Consider the following 19870-nt stretch of genomic DNA (forward strand, 5'->3'; position numbering starts at 1 on the left):
TTCGCAGCCGAGCGCGGGCAAGCCCGCTCGCCACAAGATCGCGCTCGACGTCAAATCGCCTTGACTGAATACGGTCCCTGTGGGAGCGGAGCTTGTCGGATCGCCGCACCGCCGCGAAAGGGATCGTCAGGCGCCGATGATCCCGCCATCCTCCCGACGGATCGCCATTACCGAGGAGCGCGGCTTGCCGTTCGGCAAATGCTCGGGGAAGGTCGAGTGGCCGCTTTCACCGGGATGCTGGATGCCGACGAACAAGGTCTTCTGGTCCGGCGAGAAGCTGATGCCGGTCACTTCGCAACCCACCGGGCCAACCATGAAGCGGCGGATTTCACCGCTGGCCGGATCGGCGCAGAGCATCTGGTTGTTGCCCATGCCGGCAAAATCCCCGGCATTGCTGTAGTCGCCGTCGCTGAGGATCCACAGCCGTCCGGCCTGGTCGAAACCCAGACCGTCCGGGCTGTTGAACATGTTCTGCGGGGTGATGTTGGACGAGCCGGCCTTGGCCGTGCCGGGATGCACGGCGGGGTTGCCCGCGACCACGAACAGGTCCCAGCCGAAACGGTCCGCCCCATGGTCGTCGCCCAGGGCCTGCCAGCGCAGGATCTGTCCGTAGACGTTCTTCTCCCGAGGATTTGGTCCGCCGGCCGGCATGCCGTCGTCGCCGCGCTTGGAGTTGTTGGTCAGGGTGCAATAGACCTGGCCGTCGATGGGGCTGACGACAATCCACTCCGGACGGTCCATGCGCGTGGCCTTGACCACGCTGGCGGCCAGGCGGGCGTGAATCAGCACTTCGGCCTGGCTGGCGAAACCGCTGGCGGCGTCGATGCCGTTCTTGCCGAAGGTCAGTTCGACCCATTCCCCCGAACCCTTCGGACGATCCGGGTGGCCGTCGCCGTTGTCGAAGCGCGCCACGTACAGCGTGCCATGGTCCAGCAGGTCGCGGTTGGCCTTGGGGTTCTTGTGGTCGATCCTGTCGCGGCTGATGAACCTGTAGATGAACTCGCCGCGCTCGTCGTCGCCCATGTAGACCACGGCGCGGCCGTCACGGGTTTCGGCCAGGGCCGCGTTCTCGTGCTTGAAACGGCCCAGGGCGGTGCGCTTGACCGGCGTGGACTGCGGGTCGAACGGGTCGATTTCCACCACCCAGCCGTGACGGTTCAGTTCGTTGGGGTTCAGGGCCATGTCGAAGCGCGGATCGTGGGCGTGCCAGTTGATCTCTTTGCTGCCTGCCACGACGCCATAGCGCTTCTGCGCGGTATCGAACTTGTGTTCGGCATGGCTGCTGCCGAAGCAGTCGGTGAAGTTCTCTTCACAGGTCAGGTAGGTGCCCCACGGCGTCTTGCCGTTGGCGCAGTTCTGGAAGGTGCCGAGGACCTTGCGGCCCTGCTTGTCGGCCTGGGTCTGCAGCCAGGGATGGCCGGCTGCCGGGCCACCAAAGCGGATTGGGGTGTTGCCGTGGATCCGCCGGTTGTAGGGCGAACCCTGGACGAACCGCCATTGGTCGTCCTTGCGCTGGATTTCGATCACCGAGACGCCCTCGCTGGCCTGGGCCTTGCGCACGTCTTCGAGCGATTGCGGCTGGCCGCCGTGGGCGTAGAGGTAGCGGTAGTTGGTGTATTCGTTGTTGATCGCCAGCAGCGCGCGGTTGTCGTCGCCGGGGAAGGGGAACAGGCTCATGCCGTCGTTGTTGTCGCCGAACTGGACTTCCTGGGCCTTGGCGGTGCCGTTGCCGCTCGGGTCGAAGGCCGGGCCGTGCTTGGCCAGCGGTTGGCCCCAGCTGATCAGCACCGACGCGGTGTAGCCGGGTGGCAGGGTCAGGGTGTCGCGGGTGGCGGCGGCGATGCTGTCGAAGCCCAGCAGCTTGCCGGAGGCGGCGCTGGTGCCGGCCGCCATTACGCTGCGGGTCAGCAGGTTGCCGCCGAGGAACAGCGCCGCGCCGCACAAGGCACCGGCACTGATGAAGCCGCGACGGCTGAGGCCGACCATCTGTTCCAGGTCGGTCGGTTGGTTTTCTTCCAAAAGGTTCATGATCAGGCTCCCTGCGGGTCAGGGGGTCACCTTAGTAATGCCGTGTGACGGATTTGTTGCGGGAAAAGCGGGGGATCGCTGCGCGATCGATCGCCAGCAAGCTGGCTCCTACAAGGGGAGTGCGGTCCTCTGTAGGAGTCGGCTTGCCGGCGATGGCGTCATAACGGTGTACCCAGAATCACCAAGGACGGCGCAAACGTCGTCTGCACCGGGCTTCCCACGTGCAGACCGAGATTTTTGATCTGCTCCGGCTGCGCCAGCGCACAGAGGATTTGTCCGTTCGGCAGCGAGATTCTGACCTCCGACGGTCCGTCTTCGTCCTCGGAAATTTCCTCGATTTGACCGTCCAGAGAATTGTGTCCGGATTTTGCCGGCTGCCCGATGGCACTTAATTCCAGCCAACCGGCCTTGATCAGGGCGACCACTTCGGTGCCGCTTTCCAGCTCCAGGCGCAGGGTGCTGTCGTGGGTGATCTGCGCCTGGAGCGTGAGGCCACCGGCCAAGGCCAGTCGTACGAGGTCGTTGCGCCCGTGGCTGGCGATGTCCTGCACCGTGCCGTGGAGCTGGTTGCGGGCGCTGGTGCGCAGCATCAGGCGACCGAGCAGATCGAGGTCGCCGCTGTCTTCGGCCGCTTCCAGGACCTGGGCCTGGAGGGTCTGCAGGCGTTGATACAGACGCAGCACCCGTTCGCCCTCAGCCGACAATTTTGCGCCGCCGCCGCCCTTGCCGCCGACGCTGCGCTCCACCAGGGGCTTTTGCGCGAGGTTGTTCAACTCATCGATGGCGTCCCAGGCCGCCTTGTAGCTCAAGCCCGCGCTTTTCGCGGCGCGGGTGATGGAACCCTGTTCGGCGATATGTTGCAGCAAGGCGATGCGCTGGGGGCGGCGGACGATGTGTTGGGTCAACAGGACGGGCAGGGACATGGGGCGGACTTCGGGCGACAGGGGTATCGGGAAAGGTGCCTCTCGGTACCATCGACGTCAAGCCGAACGCCGTTTCTGTAGGAGCCGGCTTGCTGGCGATAGCGGCCGATCAGGCGATGCAAGGCTGACTGGCCTCATCGCCGGCAATCGAGCGTCGACCGGCGCTCCCACAGGGTTGCGGTTAGCGGGTCTGCGGACTCGGTGTGCGCGCCAGGCAGTAAACGTCGACCCGTCGCGCACCGGCCTTGATCAGCAACCGGGCCAGGCTTTCGGCAGTGGCGCCAGTGGTCAGCACATCGTCCACCACTGCCAGGTGCAGGCCTTCGACCTTTGCGCCGGGCGCCAGGGCAAACGCCTGCAGCAGGTTGCGCCGGCGGGCCCGGGCATCCAGGCCTTGTTGGGCCAGTGTGTCCTGAATACGCCGCAGACAATGCTCATCGGTGCGGATCTCCAGGCTTTTCGCCAACCAGTTCGCCAGCATCGCCGCCTGGTTATAGCCGCGTTGGCGCAGGCGCCGGGCAGCCATGGGCACCGGCAGCAGCAGGTCCGGTCGCGGCAGGCCATTGTCGAAGCGCTCGCGCAGCGCCTGGGCCAGCAATTCGCCGAGCAGTCGTCCCAGCGGCCATTGGCTCTGGTGCTTGAAGCGGGTGATCAGGCTGTCCAGCGGGAAGCGGTAGGTCCAGGGCGCAATCACCTGCTCGAAGGCCGGCGGCTGCTTGAGACACTGCCCGCAGGTCAGCCCCACCATCGGCAAGGGCAGGGCGCAGACCTGGCAAGACTCCATCAGCCAGGGCAGCTCGCTCTCGCAGGGTGTACAGATTGGGTGAGGGGTGTCGGTGGCTTCATCGCATAACAAACAGTGTTGTTTGTTTTTTAACCAGATGTAAACCGGCCCTCTGTATCGTGGTTGACAGTGCATGAGTCTTCCTTAAATATGCCGAGCATCCGTGTCGCGTCTGTGGGTATTGCCCGCCCCAGCCGCTTGCCCAGCATAAAACAAGGAACTCCGCCGATGAGCGCCAGCACCACCGCCACTTTGCGTCACGATTGGTCTTTAGCCGAGGTCAAGGCGCTGTTCGTCCAGCCGTTCAATGACCTGCTGTTCCAGGCGCAAACCGTGCATCGCGCGCACTTCGATGCCAATCGCGTGCAAGTGTCGACCCTGCTGTCGATCAAGACCGGCGCCTGCCCGGAAGACTGCAAGTACTGCCCACAGTCCGGCCACTACAACACCGGGCTGGAAAAAGAAAAACTGATGGAAGTGCAGAAGGTGCTGGAGGAGGCCGCGCGGGCCAAGGCCATCGGTTCGACCCGTTTCTGCATGGGCGCGGCGTGGAAACATCCGTCGGCCAAGGACATGCCCTACGTGCTGCAGATGGTCAAGGGCGTCAAGGCCATGGGCCTGGAAACCTGCATGACCCTGGGCAAGCTCGACCAGGACCAGACCGTCGCCCTGGCCGAAGCCGGCCTGGACTACTACAACCACAACCTCGACACCTCGCCGGAGTTCTACGGCAGCATCATCACCACCCGTACCTACAGCGAGCGCCTGCAGACCCTGGCCTATGTGCGTGATGCCGGGATGAAGATCTGCTCCGGTGGCATCCTCGGCATGGGCGAGTCCCTCGACGACCGCGCCGGGCTGCTGATCCAGCTGGCGAACCTGCCGGAACACCCGGAGTCGGTGCCGATCAACATGCTGGTGAAGGTTGCCGGTACCCCGCTGGAAAATGCCGAGGAGGTCGATCCGTTCGATTTCATCCGCATGCTGGCGGTGGCGCGGATCCTCATGCCGCAATCCCACGTCCGGCTGTCGGCGGGTCGTGAGGCGATGAACGACCAGATGCAGGCCCTGGCGTTCTTCGCCGGCGCCAACTCGATCTTCTACGGCGATAAGCTGCTGACCACCGCCAACCCGCAGGCCGACAAGGACATGCAACTGTTCGCACGCCTGGGCATCCAGCCCGAGGCCCGTGAGGAGCACGCCGACGAAGTGCACCAGGCGGCCATCGAGCAGGCGCTGGTGGAGCAAAAGAGCAGCGAGCAGTTCTACAACGCCGCTGTCTGATCCCGCGAGGCCTTGCATGTCCTTCGATCTCGCCGCCCGGCTGTCCGCCCGGCGTGCCGAAAACCTCTATCGCCAGCGGCCGCTGCTCGAAAGTCCGCAGGGCCCGCAGGTGGTGGTCGACGGCCAGCCCCTGCTGGCCTTCTGTAACAACGACTACCTGGGCCTGGCCAATCATCCACAGGTCATCGAAGCCTGGCAGGCCGGCGCGGCGCGCTGGGGTGTCGGCGGCGGTGCATCGCACCTGGTGATCGGTCACAGCACGCCGCACCATGCCCTGGAAGAGGCCCTGGCCGATCTCACCGGGCGCCCGCGGGCGCTGTTGTTCACCACCGGCTACATGGCCAACCTCGGCGCGGTCACGGCCCTGGTGGGGCAGGGCGATACGGTGCTGGAGGATCGTCTCAACCATGCGTCGTTGCTGGATGCCGGGTTGCTGTCGGGGGCGCGCTTCAACCGTTACCTGCACAACGACGCCGCCAGCCTCGCCAAGCGCCTGGAAAAAGCCACGGGTAATACGCTGGTGGTCACCGATGGCGTATTCAGCATGGACGGCGACCTCGCCGACTTGCCGGCCCTGGCCCGTGAAACCCGGGCCAGGGGCGCGTGGCTGATGGTCGACGACGCCCATGGTTTCGGCCCGCTGGGCGCCCATGGCGGCGGTATCGTCGAGCATTTCGGCCTGAGCCAGGAGGACGTGCCGGTGCTGGTCGGCACCCTGGGCAAGGCCTTCGGCACGGCGGGCGCCTTTGTCGCCGGCAGTGAAGAGTTGATTGAAAGCCTGGTGCAGTTCGCCCGGCCCTACATCTACACCACCAGCCAACCGCCGGCCCTGGCCTGTGCGACGCTGAAGAGCCTGGAGCTGCTGCGCACCGAGCACTGGCGGCGCGAGCACCTGAATGCGCTGATTCGCCAGTTCCGCCAGGGTGCCGAACAAATCGGCCTGACGCTGATGGACAGCTTCACCCCGATCCAGCCGATCCTGATCGGCGACAGCGCCCGGGCGCTGCGGTTCTCGCAGTTGTTGCGCGAGCGCGGCCTGATGGTGACGGCGATTCGTCCGCCCACCGTGCCGGCGGGCAGTGCGCGTCTGCGGGTGACCTTGTCCGCGGCCCACAGTGAGGCGCAGGTGCAGCTATTGTTAGAGGGGCTGGCAGCCTGTTTCAGCTTGTTGGGTCCCGTTGAGCCGTTGGAGCCAAACCATGCGTGATCGTCTGATCCTGTTGCCCGGTTGGGGGCTCGGCATTTCGCCGTTGGAGCCCCTGGCCGCGGCATTGCGCGGGTTGGACGAGCACTTGCGGGTGGAAATCGAACCCTTGCCGGAACCGGCCAGCGGCGATCCCGAGGAGTGGCTCGACGAACTGGAGGCGAGCCTGCCGGACAATGCCTGGCTGGGCGGTTGGTCCCTAGGCGGCATGCTGGCCTCGGCCTTGGCGGCGCGGCGCGGCGAGCGTTGCTGCGGCCTGCTGACGCTGGCGAGCAACCCCTGTTTCGTGGTGGGCGACGGCTGGCCCGGGGCGATGGCGAACGACACCTTCGACCAGTTCCTGGCCGGCTGCCGCGCCGATCCGCAGACAACCCTCAAGCGCTTCAGCCTGCTCTGTGCCCAGGGCTCGCCAGACCCGCGCAGCCAGGCGCGACAGCTCCTGGCCGGTGCGCCGCACACCGCCCCCGAGGCCCTGTTGAACGGGCTGGAGGTGCTGGCGCAACTGGATACCCGCCAGGCCCTGCAAGCGTATCGCGGTCCGCAACTGCACCTGTTCGCCGGCCAGGATGGCCTGGTGCCGGCCGAAGCCGCCAGTGATTTGCTGGCGTTGCTGCCGGATGTCGAAGTCGGCCTGATCGAACAGGCCGGTCACGCTTTTCTACTGGACGACCCCCATGGAGTGGCCGGGGCTATCCAGGCCTTTTTGCATGAGTCCGGTGATGACTGATCTTTCCCATCCTGCCTTGCCGGGCGGCCTGCCTGACAAGCGTCAAGTCGCGGCCTCGTTTTCCCGCGCGGCGGCCAGCTATGACAGCGTGGCCCAACTGCAGCGCGATGTCGGTCACGAATTGCTCGGGCGCTTGCCGGCCAACCTGAATCCGTCCCGTTGGCTCGACATGGGCTGCGGCACCGGCTACTTCAGCCGTGCCCTGGGCGTTCGTTTCAACCAGGGCGAAGGCGTGGCGCTGGATATTGCCCAGGGCATGCTGGAGCATGCGCGGCCGCTGGGCGGTGCCCGGCACTTTGTCGCCGGGGACGCCGAACGCCTGCCATTGCAGGCCGACAGCTGCGACCTGGTGTTCTCCAGCCTGGCGGTACAGTGGTGCGCCGATTTCGCTGCGGTACTCGGCGAGGCCCACCGCGTATTGCGGCCGGGCGGCGTCATGGCCTTTGCCAGCCTGTGTGTCGGCACCCTGCACGAGTTGCGGGAAAGTTGGCGGGCGGTGGATGGCCTGGTGCACGTCAACCGCTTCCGGCTGTTCAGCGACTACCAACAGTTGTGCGGGGACAGCGGTTTGCGGGTGGTCAGCCTGGAAAGCCGGCCGCAGGTGTTGCACTACCCTGATGTGCGCAGCCTGACCCATGAGCTCAAGGCCCTGGGTGCGCATAACCTCAATCCGGGTCGCCCCGGCGGATTGACCGGACGAGCGCGGATTCTCGGGTTGATGCACGCCTATGAACAGTTTCGCCAGGCCGAAGGTTTGCCGGCGACCTATCAGGTGGTCTACGCCATTCTGGAGAAACCGCTATGAGCGCTGCCTATTTCATCACCGGCACCGACACCGACGTGGGCAAGACCACGATTGCCGCCGGGTTGCTGCATGCTGCCCGCCAGGCCGGCCTGAGCACCGCGGCGGGCAAGCCGGTGGCCTCCGGCTGCGAGGTGACGCCCGCGGGGCTGCGCAACGCCGATGCCCTGGCGTTGTTGGCCGAGTGTTCGTTGCCGCTGACGTATGCCGAGGTCAATCCGGTGGCCTTCGAGCCGGCGATTGCCCCACATCTGGCGGCGCGTGAGGCGGGGGTGATGTTGACCGTGCAGTCCTTGCTGGGACCGATGCGGCAGGTGTTGGCCAAACAGGCCGACTTCACCCTGATCGAGGGGGCCGGCGGCTGGCGGGTACCGCTGGCGGACCAGGCCAGCCTGTCGGACCTGGCGCAGGCGCTGGCCTTACCGGTGATCCTGGTGGTGGGGGTGCGCCTGGGGTGCATCAGTCATGCCCTGCTGACCGCCGAAGCCATCGCCCGGGACGGGCTGCAACTGGCCGGCTGGGTGGCCAATATCGTCGATCCGAAGACCTCGCGTCTGGAAGAGAACCTCGCGACTTTGGCCGAACGCTTGCCTGCGCCTTGCCTGGGACGGGTGCCCAGGCTCAAGGCGGTGACCGCCGACGCCGTGGCGCAGCACCTGCAATTGGATTTGCTGGACTAGGCTGGACGCCGTGGTGCCTGCGGGTTGATCGGCGTTTTCCAGATTCTGCCTATCAAAAGGCAATATGCCATTATTGTTTTTGACGGGTGTTCCTTTGACAGGTCTGCTTAAATGCACACTGTTGATTCTGCCTCCAGTCGAGTTCGCCCATGGAAATCTCAGGAAATACCGCTGTTTATGCCGGTCTGAGCACTATTCGCTCTGGGCAGAACCGTGTCGACCAGGCCGCCAGCCAGATCGCCGATACCACGATCGAGCGCTCGCTCAAGAGCCAGTCGTCCGATACCCAGGTCAACCGCTTGTTGTCGGTGGACCGCAGCCAGCAAGACTTGGCGAGCAGCATGGTGGACATGTCCCAGGGCAAGCTCCAGGTGGAGTTGGGCGCCAAGGTGGAAAAGGCCTCGGACAAGATGCTTGGCACCTTGATCGATACCTACGCCTGAGGCGTACACCGCCCCACCAGACTTGAAACGCGATCTTTTTTGTAGGAGCGAGCTTGCTCGCGAAGCGTCCTGCCTGACACTCCGTGTCGTTCCTATCGCCAGCAAGCTGGCTCCTACAACGATTTCCGTCGCCCCATAAACCCGCCCCACCCTCGACTATTCTTTCCTTATCGCCCTCTGCTGCCTTCCAGGCCGCAGGCCTTTTCCTGCGCGTTTCTCAGCCATGTGTGACGAATGGCTTATGAACGACACTTGACAAGGATTGAGCGCAAACGTATGTTTCAAACAACCGTTTGACCGGCGTGGCAAATCGACGCGGTCGCTCATTCCAGGATTCATCAGCAGAGGTTTATCGCTATGCCTGACTACAAGGCCCCCTTGCGTGATATTCGTTTCGTCCGTGACGAGCTGCTCGGTTACGAAGCGCACTATCAGAGCCTGCCGGCATGCCAGGACGCTACCCCGGACATGGTTGACGCCATCCTCGAGGAAGGCGCCAAGTTCTGTGAGCAGGTACTGGCCCCGTTGAACCGGGTCGGCGACACCGAAGGTTGCACCTGGAGCGAGTCCGGCGTTAAGACGCCAACCGGTTTCAAGGCAGCCTACAAGCAGTTCGTCGAAGGCGGCTGGCCAAGCCTGGCCCACGACGTGGCACACGGCGGCCAGGGTCTGCCGGAGTCCCTGGGCCTGGCGGTCAGCGAAATGGTCGGCGAAGCCAACTGGTCGTGGGGCATGTACCCGGGCCTGTCCCATGGCGCGATGAACACCATTTCCGAACACGGCACGCCCGAGCAGCAAGAGGCCTACCTGACCAAGCTGGTCTCCGGCGAGTGGACCGGCACCATGTGCCTGACCGAACCGCACTGCGGCACCGACCTGGGCATGCTGCGCACCAAGGCCGAGCCTCAGGCAGACGGTTCCTACAAGGTCAGCGGGACCAAGATCTTCATTTCGGCCGGTGAGCACGACATGGCCGACAACATCGTCCATATCGTCCTGGCACGCCTGCCGGATGCACCGGCCGGCACCAAGGGCATTTCGCTGTTCATCGTGCCCAAGTTCCTGCCGAATGCCGACGGTAGCGTCGGTGCACGCAACGCGGTTTCCTGCGGTTCCATCGAACACAAGATGGGCATCCACGGCAACGCCACCTGCGTGATGAACTTCGATGCCGCCACCGGTTTCCTGATCGGCCCGCCGAACAAGGGCCTGAACTGCATGTTCACCTTCATGAACACCGCTCGCCTGGGGACCGCGCTGCAAGGCCTGGCCCACGCCGAGATCGGTTTCCAGGGTGGTCTGAAATACGCTCGCGAACGTCTGCAGATGCGCTCCCTGACGGGCCCGAAAGCGCCGGACAAGGCGGCCGACCCGATCATCGTGCACCCTGACGTGCGTCGCATGCTGCTGACCATGAAGGCCTTCGCCGAAGGCAACCGGGCGATGGTGTACTTCACCGCCAAGCAGGTGGACATCGTCAAGTACGGCCAGGATGAAGAAGAGAAGAAGAAGGCCGATGCACTGCTGGCGTTCATGACGCCGATTGCCAAGGCGTTCATGACCGAAGTGGGCTTCGAAGCCGCCAACCATGGCGTGCAGATCTACGGCGGCCACGGCTTCATCGCCGAGTGGGGCATGGAGCAGAACGTTCGCGACAGCCGCATCTCGATGCTGTACGAAGGCACCACCGGTATCCAGGCCCTGGATCTGCTGGGTCGCAAGGTGTTGATGACTCAGGGCGAAGCGCTGAAGGGCTTCACCAAGATCGTCCACAAGTTCTGCCAGGCCAACGAAGGCAACGCAGCGGTCAGCGAGTTCGTCGCGCCGCTGGCGGCCATCAACAAGGAGTGGGGCGAGCTGACCATGAAAGTGGGCATGGCCGCGATGAAGGACCGTGAAGAAGTCGGCGCCGCTTCGGTGGACTACCTGATGTACTCCGGTTATGCCTGCCTGGCTTACTTCTGGGCCGACATGGCGCGCCTGGCGGCCGAAAAACTGGCAGCCGGTACCACCGAGGAAGGTTTCTACACCGCCAAATTGCAGACCGCGCGCTTCTACTTCCAGCGCATCCTGCCGCGTACCCGCACTCACGTGGCGGCCATGCTGTCGGGTGCCAATAACCTGATGGACCTGAAGGAAGAGCATTTCAGCCTGGGCTACTAAACCGCGCTGAGTTCGCTGCGAAAGCCGCTTCGCCTACGGGGGAAGCGGCTTTTTTTTGCGTGCGACCCAAGCGATCCGGACAGAAAATATTCCCGACTAAATCGCTAAGAAGAATCGCCGCGCTGCCGTTACAGAGATGGCATTTGTGACTGATGTCACATTGCCGTGCTTTAGGTCTTACATACAGGCACAATGCCATTTGTTGCTTTGCCGGTCGGAGTTTTACCCTTGCCGCGTTCTTCCGCTGTCCATCTTGGTCATTTTTTACCCTCTCTCCTGTTGTTGCTTGCGGGGCTTGCGGCTGCCTACGTCAAGGAACTCAACGTTTTCTTCACCTCGCTGTTCAATGTGCTGCCGACCCTGGTGCTGTTGCTGGGTGGATCCTACTGCGCGGTGTATCGACGCCAGCGCGAGCTGTTCCTGATGGTGACGGTGTACATCGCCTATTTCCTGCTCTCCACCCAGACCGATTATTACCGGGATCACGGCAAGGTCCGCGAGGACGCCGCCGTGGTCTTTCACCTGTGTTGCCTGTTGCTGCCGCTGCTGTTCGGCGTGTACGCCGCCTGGCAGGAGCGCACGCACCTGTTCCAGGACATGGTGGCGCGTTTCGCCGTGTTGCTGGCGGTCGGCAGCGTGGCGCTGGGGTTGGAGCAGAGTTTTCCGGATGCCTTGCTCGGCTGGCTGGCGGAAATTCGCTGGCCGGCGCTGCACGGTGCCTGGATGAGCCTGATCCAGCTGTCCTACCCGGTGTTCTTCGCTTCCTTCGTGTTGCTCCTGGTCCAGTACTGGCGTAATCCGCGACCGCTGCACGCGGCGCAGCTGACCGGGCTGGTCGGGTTGTTCTGGATGCTGCCCAAGACCTTCATCCTGCCGTTCACCCTGAACATCATGTGCAGCCAGGTGATGTTGATGATCGCCGCGGCGGTGGCTCACGAGGCCTATCAGATGGCCTTCCGCGACGAGCTCACGGGCTTGCCGGGACGACGGGCATTGAATGAACGCATGCAGCGCCTGGGGCGCAACTATGTGCTGGCGATGACCGACGTCGACCACTTCAAGAAATTCAACGACACCCACGGTCACGACGTCGGTGACCAGGTGTTGCGCCTGGTGGCCAGCAAGCTGGCGAAGGTCAGCGGTGGCGGTCGCGCCTATCGCTACGGCGGTGAAGAGTTCGCGGTGGTGTTCGCCGGCAAGAGCCTGGAAGAATGCATGCCGCACCTGGAGGTGATTCGCGAAGTGATCGCCAACTACCATATCCAGTTGCGCAACCAGGACAGCCGCCCCCAGGACGACCAGCAAGGTCGCCAGCGGCGTGCGGGCAGCGGGGCGTCGAGTGTGTCGGTGACCATCAGTATCGGTGTCGCCGAGCGTCAACCGGAGCAGCGCACCCCGGAAGAAGTGCTCAAATCCGCCGACCAGGCGCTCTATGCCGCCAAGGGCGCGGGCCGTAACTGTGTGGTCGCGTCAGGGCAGACCCGACGTGGGGCGATCCGCACGAGCGAAGCTGTCGACTGAGTGATGGTGGAGCATTCAGCGGTTGGACGGTGATTGTCCGGGGCGGGGCAGGGCAGTAGGTTGAGTCATCTGCTGCCGGAGAAACGACCATGCCTGAGTACAAAGCCCCGCTACGCGATATGCGCTTTCTGATCGACCATGTTTTCGATTTCCACGCCCACTACCTAGCGCTCGGCGCCACCGATGCCAGCCCCGACATGGTCGGCGCGATCCTTGAAGAAGGCGCGAAGTTCTGCGAGCAGGTGTTGTCGCCGCTGAACCGCTCCGGCGATGAAGAAGGCTGCCATTTCGACAACGGCGTGGTGACCACGCCCCAGGGCTTCAAGCAGGCCTTTGCCCAGTATGTCGAAGGCGGCTGGCATGGCCTGGCGGCGGATCCGGCCTATGGCGGGCAGGGCCTGCCGTCGTCCCTGGGACTGGTGATCAGCGAGATGATCGGTTCCAGCAATACCTCCTGGGGCATGTACCCGGGCCTGACCCACGGCGCGATGTCGGCGATCCATGCCCATGGCACCGAGGAGCAGAAAAACACCTACCTGCGGAAACTGACCGAAGGTCGTTGGACCGGCACCATGTGCCTGACCGAAGCCCATTGCGGCACGGACCTGGGGCTCATCAAGACCCGCGCCGTGCCCCGGGCCGACGGCAGCTATGGGATCACCGGCAGCAAGATCTTCATCTCCGCCGGCGAGCACGACATGAGCGAGAACATCGTGCACCTGGTGCTGGCCAAGCTGCCGGACGCCCCGGCGGGGACCAAGGGCATTTCCCTGTTCATTGTGCCCAAGTTCCTGCCCGATGCCGCCGGCGACGCGGGCGGGCGCAACGGCGTGCACTGCGGTTCCATCGAGCACAAGATGGGGATCAAGGCGTCCGCGACCTGCGTGCTGAATTTCGACGACGCCCGGGGCTTTCTGATCGGCGAGGCCAACAAGGGCCTGAACTGCATGTTCACCATGATGAACCATGCCCGGCTCGGCACCGGGATGCAGGGCCTGTGCCTGGGCGAAACGAGCTTCCAGGGCGCGGTCAGGTACGCCAACGACCGCCTGCAGATGCGCGCGCTCACCGGCCCCAAGGCGCCGGACAAGGTCGCCGACCCGATCATCGTCCACCCCGATGTGCGGCGCATGCTGCTGACCATGAAGGCCTTCAACGAAGGCAACCGGGCACTGACCTACTTCACCGCGCAGTGGCTGGATGTCGCTCATCTGAGCGGCGATGCGACCCAGCGCCAGGACGCCGAGGACCTGCTGGCGTTCCTGACCCCGATCTGCAAGGCCTTCATGACCGAGACCGGCCTTGAGGTGACCAACCACGGGATGCAGGTGTTCGGTGGTCACGGCTTCATTCGTGAGTGGGGCATGGAGCAACTGGTCCGCGATTGCCGGATCGCGCCGATCTACGAAGGCACCAACGGAATCCAGGCGCTGGACCTGTTGGGGCGCAAGGTGCTCGGAAGTCAGGGCAAGTTGCTGCGCGGCTTTACTAAAATCGTGCACAAGTTCTGCGAGGCGAATGCCGGGCATCCGCAGCTCAAGGAGTATGTGGCGCAACTGAACGGCTTGAACCGGCAGTGGGGCGAACTGACCACCCAGGTCGGCATGGCGGCGATGAAGAACCCGGATGAAGTGGGCGCCGCGGCCTTGGACTATCTGATGTACAGCGGCTATATCATCCTGGCCTACCTCTGGCTGCGCATGGCGCTGGTGGCCCAGGCCCAGTTGGAGGAAGGGAGCGGCGACGCGGAATATTGCCAGGGCAAGCTGGCGACCTGCGAGTTCTACTTCAAGCGCCTGCTGCCGCGTACAACCACGCATCGGGCGGCGGTGGAGGCCGGCAGCGAGTGCCTGATGCGTTTGCCGGCGGAGCTGTTCGCGCTCTAGCCATTGGCGGGCGGTGTTCCGGCGAAGCCGTCGGAACAGCCGTCGCATGACTCGAATATAACTGCGTGACTAAAAATAACAAAAAAGTCACACATAGACCCTATGTGTTGCAAAAGTTGTTCTGGTAAGCTCGGCCTTAGAAATCGCCCCCATTCGGGCTTATCGTTTAGATCTTGCGAGGTTTGCCATGGCTGACTACAAAGCGCCCCTGCGCGATATGCGCTTCGTCCTCAATGAAGTGTTCGAGGTCGCGAAACTCTGGGCCCAACTGCCTGCCCTGGCCGAGACCGTCGACGCCGAAACCGTCGAGGCGATTCTCGAAGAGGCCGGCAAGGTCACCGCCAAGAGTATCGCTCCCCTGAGCCGCAGCGGCGATGAGGAAGGTTGCCGCTGGGACAACGGCGCGGTCAGCACGCCGGCCGGTTTCCCCGAGGCCTACCAGACCTACGCCGAAGGCGGCTGGGTCGGCGTCGGCGGTGATCCGGCCTTCGGCGGCATGGGCATGCCCAAGGCGGTGTCGGCCCAGGTCGAAGAGATGATCAACTCCTCCAGCCTCGCATTCGGCCTCTACCCGATGCTGACGGCCGGTGCCTGTGTATCGATCAACACCCACGCCAGCGAGGAACTGAAGGCCGCTTACCTGCCGAACATGTATTCGGGTGTCTGGGCCGGTTCCATGTGCCTGACCGAACCCCATGCCGGCACCGACCTGGGGATTATCCGCACCAAGGCCGAGCCACAGGCGGACGGTTCCTACAAGGTCACCGGCACCAAGATCTTCATCACCGGCGGCGAGCACGACCTGACCGAGAACATCATTCACCTGGTGCTGGCCAAGCTGCCGGACGCACCGGCCGGCCCCAAGGGCATCTCGCTGTTCCTGGTGCCGAAGTTCCTGGTCAACGCCGACGGCAGCCTCGGCGCGCGCAACCCGGCGAACTGTGGTTCCATCGAGCACAAGATGGGCATCCAGGCTTCCGCGACCTGCGTGATGAACTTCGACGAGGCCGTGGGTTACCTGGTCGGCGAGCCGAACAAGGGCCTGGCCGCGATGTTCACCATGATGAACTACGAGCGCCTGGGGGTTGGCATCCAGGGCCTGGCGTCGGGCGAGCGTTCCTACCAGAACGCCGTCGAGTACGCCCGTGACCGTCTGCAAAGTCGTTCTCCGACCGGTCCGAAGGCCAAGGACAAGGTCGCCGACCCGATCATCGTCCATCCCGATGTGCGGCGCATGCTGTTGACCATGAAAGCCTCGAACGAAGGCGGTCGGGCGTTTTCCACCTACGTGGCGATGCAGCTGGACACCGCCAAGTTCAGCGAGGACGCCGCCACCCGCGAGCGCGCGGATGGCCTGGTGGCCTTGCTGACACCGGTGGCCAAGGCGTTCCTGACCGACCTGGGCCTGGAAACCACCGTGCACGGTCAGCAGGTTTTCGGCGGCCATGGCTATATCCGCGAGTGGGGGCAGGAACAACTGGTGCGCGATGTGCGGATCACGCAGATCTACGAGGGCACCAACGGTATCCAGGCCCTGGACCTGATGGGGCGCAAGATCGTCGGCAACGGCGGCGCCTACTACCGGTTGTTCGCGGAAGAGATGCGCCACTTCATCAAGACCGCCGACGCCGGGCTGGCCGAGTTCACCCAGCCGCTGAGCGCCGCTGTGGATAACCTCGATGACCTGACGGCCTGGGTCCTGGATCGCGCCAAGACCAATCCGGACGAAATCGGTGCGGCATCAGTCGAATACCTGCAAGCCTTCGGTTACACCGCCTATGCCTACATGTGGGCGCTGATGGCCAAGGCTGCGTTGGGCAAGGAGAATCAGGAGGCGTTCTACGCGAGCAAAGTGGGCACGGCGAGGTTCTATTTCGCACGTCTGTTGCCGCGTATTCACTCGCTGACGGCATCGGTTAAAGCGGGGAGCGAGTCGTTGTTCCTACTGGATGCCGAGCAATTTTAATTCTTCGGATGTCCTGTAAGCATTTACTTACATAACGCGCTGCTCTTTGCCCCTATCGCCAGATTGGATCCAGCGATAATCTTTGCACCAAGGACGTCGAGCAGGAAGCTCAAAAGCAACAACAGGGACACGTAGGATTCCGCCAGGACGGTGGAGTGAAATGGATGTCAGGGAAACAGTCTGCAAAGCCCCGCTTCGGCGGGGTTTTCTTTTGCCCGCGAAAAAGTGCCGGTCAGTTCAGCCCCTCGCGCGCCACCGGCGGATGCCCGCTTGCGCGGCTCGTCACGTCTTCGAGCAAGGTGCGCAACAACTCCAGCGTCGCCTGTTGACGCTGCATATCCCGGCACACCAACCCCACTTTCAAGGCGACACGCGGTTCGGTCAGCGGCTTCCACAGCAGCAGTTCGTCGTCATGCTCATGGCGCGAGCGGCCCGGAAGTACGGTCGCCAGCCGTGTGTGGGGCAGGCTGTCGAGAATACCGGCCATGTTGTTCAGCTCGGCCTGGACCTGAGGGCGTCGCCCCAGGTTGGCCAGTTGGCCCTGCCAGATCTGCCGTATCTGGAACTCCTCACCCAGCAGCAACATCGGCAGTTCGGCGGCCTGGCTCAACGAGACCTTCTTGAACTCGCGCAATGGATGATCGCTCGGGATCACCAGTTGCAGTTCGTCTTCGTACAGCAGCACGCCGTGCAAGCCGGGCTGGCGCGGCGGCAGGTAGCTGATGCCGATGTCCAGCGAACCATTGAGCAGGCGTCGCTCGATCTCCATGCCGGTCAGCTCGTAGATCTGCACCACCAGGTGCGGCTGGGCCTTGCGCACCTGTTCCAGCATCTGCGGCACCAGGCTGGTGTGTACGGTCTGCAGTACACCAATGGCCAGGGTCCGCAGGGCCTGCCCCTGGAAGTTGCGCAGGTCGTCGCGGGCTCGTTGCAGACCATCGAGCAGCGGCAGGGCATGGTTGTAGAGCGTATGGGCGGCGAGGGTGGGCAGCAGGCGCTTGCTGCTGCGCTCGAACAGGCTCACATCCAGGTTGTGTTCGAGCTGGCGGATCTGCTGGGAGAGGGCTGGCTGCGAGATCGACAGGCGCTCGGCGGCGCGGCCGACATGGCCTTCTTCATACACCGCGACGAAATAACGCAGTTGCTTGAAATCCATAAGCTGTACTTATCGAAAATGCTCGAAAAACGAAATGGCCGCGGGTGCCGGGGAGGCCTAGTCTACCCCCAATTCATAAGGCTTACAGGGCCATAGAGCACGATGAATACGGTTTGCGTGGACGGTGTTTACATAGGCAAGGCAAAAAATCTCGGGCAGGGTTTGGTCGGCGACACGGATAAACACCGGGTTGCCAATCGGCTCTGGCTGTGGCCGCAGGGCCTGGGCAGCGACGAGCACGGCGACCCGCGTTTCCACACCGGGCCCGAGCGGGCGCTGCACCACTATCCCGCCGAGCATTACGCCTACTGGCGCAAGCGTTATCCACAGCTCGACTGGGCCGCACCGGCTTTTGGCGAGAATCTGTCAACGCGGGGCCTGACCGAAGAACAGGTTTGCCTGGGCGATCTGTTTCGCTGGGGCGGCGCGTTGTTGCAGGTCAGCCAGCCGCGCTCGGCCTGCTATCGCCTGAGCCGCCTCGGAACATTGCCGGATCTGCCGCAACAGGCCCAGGACACGGGGCGTTGCGGTTGGTTCTACCGGGTGCTCAAACCGGGGTTTGTCAGCGCCGATCAACCGTTCGAGCTGATCCAGCGCAGTTATCCCGGCCTGACCGTGGCCTGGGCGCTGCATGCCTTCTACCAGGAACCCCTGGAGCATGCGGGCCTGAAGAAACTGGTGGACTGCCCGGCGCTGTCTTCGCGCTGGCGCGACACGGCCATCAAGCGCCTGCGCAGCGGACGGGTGGAAGACTGGTCGGCCCGGCTGCTCGGCCTGCCTCTGGAGGGGCTGCGCGCATGAACCTGTTCAGCTTGCGTCGCACACCGCCGAGTCTCGACGACCTGACGGCCGAGTACCGGCAATCCACCCGGCGTGACAGTGTCAGCGATGAATACCTGATGCCGGCTGCCGAGCGTCCTGCTCCGGTGTTCGTTCGCGGCCAGGGCTCCTGGGTATGGGATACGCGGGAACAGGCCTATCTGGATTTCAGCCAGGGCGGTGGCAGCAACAGTCTCGGCCACAGTCCTGGCGTTCTGGCCCGGGCCTTGTCCGACCAGGCCTACGGCTTGATCAACAGCGGGGCCGGATTTCATAACCAGGGACAATTGAATCTGGCCCAGCGCCTGTGTGAAAGCACGGGCTGCGACCAAGTGCATTTTTTCAACAGCGGTTCCGAAGCCTGCGACGGCGCGATCAAGCTGGCGCGCAAATGGGGGCAGCTGCATCGTGGTGGCGCGTCCCGGATCATTTCGCTGAGCAACGCCTGCCACGGTAGTGGCTTCGGTGCCATGGCGGCCTCGGCGCCTGATGCCTTCGACAATCGTTTCGAACCCCAGCTGCCGGGCTTCAGCCAGGTGCCGTTCAATGACCTGCCCGCCTTGCATGCCGCCGTGGATGCCAAGACCGTCGCGATCATGCTGGAACCGATCCAGAGTGCTGCGGGGGTGATTCCGGCGACCGGGCACTACCTCAAGGGTGTCGAGCGGTTGTGTTGCGAGTTGGGCATCCTGCTGATCGTGGACGAAGTGCAGACCGGCATGGGGCGCTGCGGCGCCTTGCTGGTGGAGCAGCAGTACGGTGTGAAGGCCGACATCATCACCCTAGGCAAGGGCCTGGGCGGCGGTGTGCCGCTGGCCGCCCTGCTGGCGCGGGGCAAGGCCTGCTGCTTCGCACCGGGCGAAATCGGTGGCAGTCATCACGGCAATGCCCTGATGTGCAGCGCCGGGTTGGCGGTGCTGGAGACGCTGCTCGGCGGCGATTTCCTCGCCCATGTCCGCGAAACCGGGCAGTACCTGCGTGATGGGTTGGCGCGCCTGGCCCAGCGTTATGCCCAGGGCGAGTTGCGTGGCAGCGGACTGCTTTGGGGTCTGGACCTGGGCGACGACTCGGCGGATGCGGTGCTCAAGGCGGCGCTGCAGGAAGGGCTGCTGTTGGATGCGCCGAAAGCCGATTGCCTGCGTTTTTCACCGGCACTGAACGTCAGCAAGAGTGATATCGACGAGATGCTGCTGCGCCTGGCCCGCGCCTTTGCCCGTGTGCGGACCGCCCAGGTCCAGTGCCGCAAGGGCATTGCCGTCTGACATTGAGCGGCGCCTTTTCCCCAACGAATTCCCGAACCGTCTCGCGGTATAACGCGTCGCCCTATGCCTGACTCTTTTGGCATGGGGTGTTTTTTTGTGGGCGGTGTTCTGAGTACGCCGTTTTGCATAAGGACACCCTTCAGGAGTCCGGGCAGCGAGGTAGGTGACGGGCTTGAATTTGTATACCACTCAGTGGTATGTTTTTTTTGGAGAAGGATTTCC

16 protein-coding genes are annotated in these 19870 nt (G+C 63.8%); 12 read left to right on the plus strand and 4 right to left on the minus strand.

Features of this window, described 5'->3' with window-relative positions:
* Positions 1 to 126: 126 nt before the first annotated feature.
* The 3 genes from NUH87_RS19740 to NUH87_RS19750 form a co-directional block, all read right to left on the minus strand.
* Entirely contained in the window at positions 127 to 2028 is a 1902-nt protein-coding gene (locus NUH87_RS19740) for a PhoX family phosphatase (protein WP_338522365.1), read from the minus strand.
* Positions 2029 to 2186: 158 nt separating this feature from the next.
* A complete protein-coding gene (locus NUH87_RS19745; RefSeq protein ID WP_338522366.1) occupies positions 2187 to 2951 on the minus strand; it encodes a TOBE domain-containing protein in 765 nt (254 codons plus the stop codon).
* A gap of 181 nt (positions 2952 to 3132) precedes the next feature.
* Positions 3133 to 3870, minus strand: a complete 738-nt coding sequence (locus tag NUH87_RS19750) for a ComF family protein (RefSeq protein ID WP_338522367.1) — start codon at positions 3868 to 3870, stop codon at positions 3133 to 3135.
* A gap of 93 nt (positions 3871 to 3963) precedes the next feature.
* Here NUH87_RS19750 and bioB point away from each other — a divergent pair, with 93 nt between their 5' ends.
* The 10 genes from bioB (at position 3964) to NUH87_RS19800 (ending at position 16411) form a co-directional block, all read left to right on the plus strand.
* Positions 3964 to 5019, plus strand: coding sequence for a biotin synthase BioB (gene bioB / locus NUH87_RS19755; protein WP_040071311.1), 1056 nt, complete (start codon positions 3964 to 3966; stop codon positions 5017 to 5019).
* Between the two features lie 16 nt (positions 5020 to 5035).
* A complete protein-coding gene (gene bioF, locus NUH87_RS19760; RefSeq protein ID WP_338522368.1) occupies positions 5036 to 6226 on the plus strand; it encodes an 8-amino-7-oxononanoate synthase in 1191 nt (396 codons plus the stop codon).
* The gene (locus NUH87_RS19765; protein ID WP_338522369.1) at positions 6219 to 6950 is read left to right on the plus strand and encodes an alpha/beta fold hydrolase; all 732 of its coding nucleotides are present in this window, start codon (positions 6219 to 6221) and stop codon (positions 6948 to 6950) included. Before bioF ends, NUH87_RS19765 begins: the two co-directional genes overlap by 8 nt.
* Positions 6943 to 7755 carry a malonyl-ACP O-methyltransferase BioC gene (bioC, locus tag NUH87_RS19770; protein ID WP_338522370.1) on the plus strand — a complete coding sequence of 271 codons (813 nt, stop codon included), beginning with the start codon at positions 6943 to 6945 and terminating at the stop codon, positions 7753 to 7755. Before NUH87_RS19765 ends, bioC begins: the two co-directional genes overlap by 8 nt.
* On the plus strand, positions 7752 to 8432 hold the full coding sequence (bioD, locus tag NUH87_RS19775) for a dethiobiotin synthase (protein WP_040071307.1): 681 nt from the start codon (positions 7752 to 7754) through the stop codon (positions 8430 to 8432). The genes bioC and bioD overlap by 4 nt, the downstream gene beginning before the upstream one ends.
* A gap of 149 nt (positions 8433 to 8581) precedes the next feature.
* Positions 8582 to 8875 (plus strand): hypothetical protein, encoded by a 294-nt coding sequence (locus NUH87_RS19780; protein WP_040071306.1) that lies wholly within the window; start codon positions 8582 to 8584, stop codon positions 8873 to 8875.
* 357 nt (positions 8876 to 9232) lie between these two features.
* On the plus strand, positions 9233 to 11038 hold the full coding sequence (locus NUH87_RS19785; protein WP_040071305.1) for a phenylacyl-CoA dehydrogenase: 1806 nt from the start codon (positions 9233 to 9235) through the stop codon (positions 11036 to 11038).
* 228 nt (positions 11039 to 11266) lie between these two features.
* Positions 11267 to 12559, plus strand: a complete 1293-nt coding sequence (locus tag NUH87_RS19790) for a GGDEF domain-containing protein (RefSeq protein WP_338522373.1) — start codon at positions 11267 to 11269, stop codon at positions 12557 to 12559.
* A gap of 89 nt (positions 12560 to 12648) precedes the next feature.
* Positions 12649 to 14445: an acyl-CoA dehydrogenase C-terminal domain-containing protein gene (locus NUH87_RS19795; protein ID WP_338522374.1), complete on the plus strand. Its 1797-nt coding sequence runs from the start codon at positions 12649 to 12651 to the stop codon at positions 14443 to 14445.
* A 187-nt stretch (positions 14446 to 14632) separates the two neighbouring features.
* Positions 14633 to 16411, plus strand: coding sequence for an acyl-CoA dehydrogenase C-terminal domain-containing protein (locus tag NUH87_RS19800; RefSeq protein ID WP_338522375.1), 1779 nt, complete (start codon positions 14633 to 14635; stop codon positions 16409 to 16411).
* Positions 16412 to 16643: 232 nt separating this feature from the next.
* Here NUH87_RS19800 and NUH87_RS19805 read toward each other — a convergent pair whose 3' ends face one another.
* Positions 16644 to 17567, minus strand: coding sequence for a LysR family transcriptional regulator (locus tag NUH87_RS19805; protein ID WP_338522377.1), 924 nt, complete (start codon positions 17565 to 17567; stop codon positions 16644 to 16646).
* A 102-nt stretch (positions 17568 to 17669) separates the two neighbouring features.
* Between NUH87_RS19805 and NUH87_RS19810 the strand changes: the two genes are divergently transcribed.
* Entirely contained in the window at positions 17670 to 18368 is a 699-nt protein-coding gene (locus tag NUH87_RS19810; RefSeq protein ID WP_040071300.1) for an MOSC domain-containing protein, read from the plus strand.
* Positions 18365 to 19648, plus strand: a complete 1284-nt coding sequence (locus NUH87_RS19815; RefSeq protein ID WP_338522379.1) for an aspartate aminotransferase family protein — start codon at positions 18365 to 18367, stop codon at positions 19646 to 19648. Before NUH87_RS19810 ends, NUH87_RS19815 begins: the two co-directional genes overlap by 4 nt.
* The last annotated feature ends 222 nt before the right edge of the window (positions 19649 to 19870 follow it).

Origin of the sequence: Pseudomonas batumici, assembly GCF_036585405.1 — a bacterium.
Lineage (GTDB): Bacteria > Pseudomonadota > Gammaproteobacteria > Pseudomonadales > Pseudomonadaceae > Aquipseudomonas > Aquipseudomonas batumici.

What these genes read in the sequence shown, in the direction of transcription:
- NUH87_RS19745 (WP_338522366.1), bottom strand. Translation starts at nt 2,951, where the DNA reads ATGTCCCTGCCCGTCCTGTTGACCCAACACATCGTCCGCCGCCCCCAG.
- NUH87_RS19765 (WP_338522369.1), top strand. Translation starts at nt 6,219, where the DNA reads ATGCGTGATCGTCTGATCCTGTTGCCCGGTTGGGGGCTCGGCATTTCG.
- NUH87_RS19800 (WP_338522375.1), top strand. Translation starts at nt 14,633, where the DNA reads ATGGCTGACTACAAAGCGCCCCTGCGCGATATGCGCTTCGTCCTCAAT.
- NUH87_RS19750 (WP_338522367.1), bottom strand. Translation starts at nt 3,870, where the DNA reads ATGCACTGTCAACCACGATACAGAGGGCCGGTTTACATCTGGTTAAAA.
- NUH87_RS19815 (WP_338522379.1), top strand. Translation starts at nt 18,365, where the DNA reads ATGAACCTGTTCAGCTTGCGTCGCACACCGCCGAGTCTCGACGACCTG.
- NUH87_RS19805 (WP_338522377.1), bottom strand. Translation starts at nt 17,567, where the DNA reads ATGGATTTCAAGCAACTGCGTTATTTCGTCGCGGTGTATGAAGAAGGC.
- bioB (WP_040071311.1), top strand. Translation starts at nt 3,964, where the DNA reads ATGAGCGCCAGCACCACCGCCACTTTGCGTCACGATTGGTCTTTAGCC.
- bioD (WP_040071307.1), top strand. Translation starts at nt 7,752, where the DNA reads ATGAGCGCTGCCTATTTCATCACCGGCACCGACACCGACGTGGGCAAG.
- NUH87_RS19740 (WP_338522365.1), bottom strand. Translation starts at nt 2,028, where the DNA reads ATGAACCTTTTGGAAGAAAACCAACCGACCGACCTGGAACAGATGGTC.
- bioC (WP_338522370.1), top strand. Translation starts at nt 6,943, where the DNA reads ATGACTGATCTTTCCCATCCTGCCTTGCCGGGCGGCCTGCCTGACAAG.
- NUH87_RS19780 (WP_040071306.1), top strand. Translation starts at nt 8,582, where the DNA reads ATGGAAATCTCAGGAAATACCGCTGTTTATGCCGGTCTGAGCACTATT.
- NUH87_RS19795 (WP_338522374.1), top strand. Translation starts at nt 12,649, where the DNA reads ATGCCTGAGTACAAAGCCCCGCTACGCGATATGCGCTTTCTGATCGAC.
- NUH87_RS19810 (WP_040071300.1), top strand. Translation starts at nt 17,670, where the DNA reads ATGAATACGGTTTGCGTGGACGGTGTTTACATAGGCAAGGCAAAAAAT.
- bioF (WP_338522368.1), top strand. Translation starts at nt 5,036, where the DNA reads ATGTCCTTCGATCTCGCCGCCCGGCTGTCCGCCCGGCGTGCCGAAAAC.
- NUH87_RS19785 (WP_040071305.1), top strand. Translation starts at nt 9,233, where the DNA reads ATGCCTGACTACAAGGCCCCCTTGCGTGATATTCGTTTCGTCCGTGAC.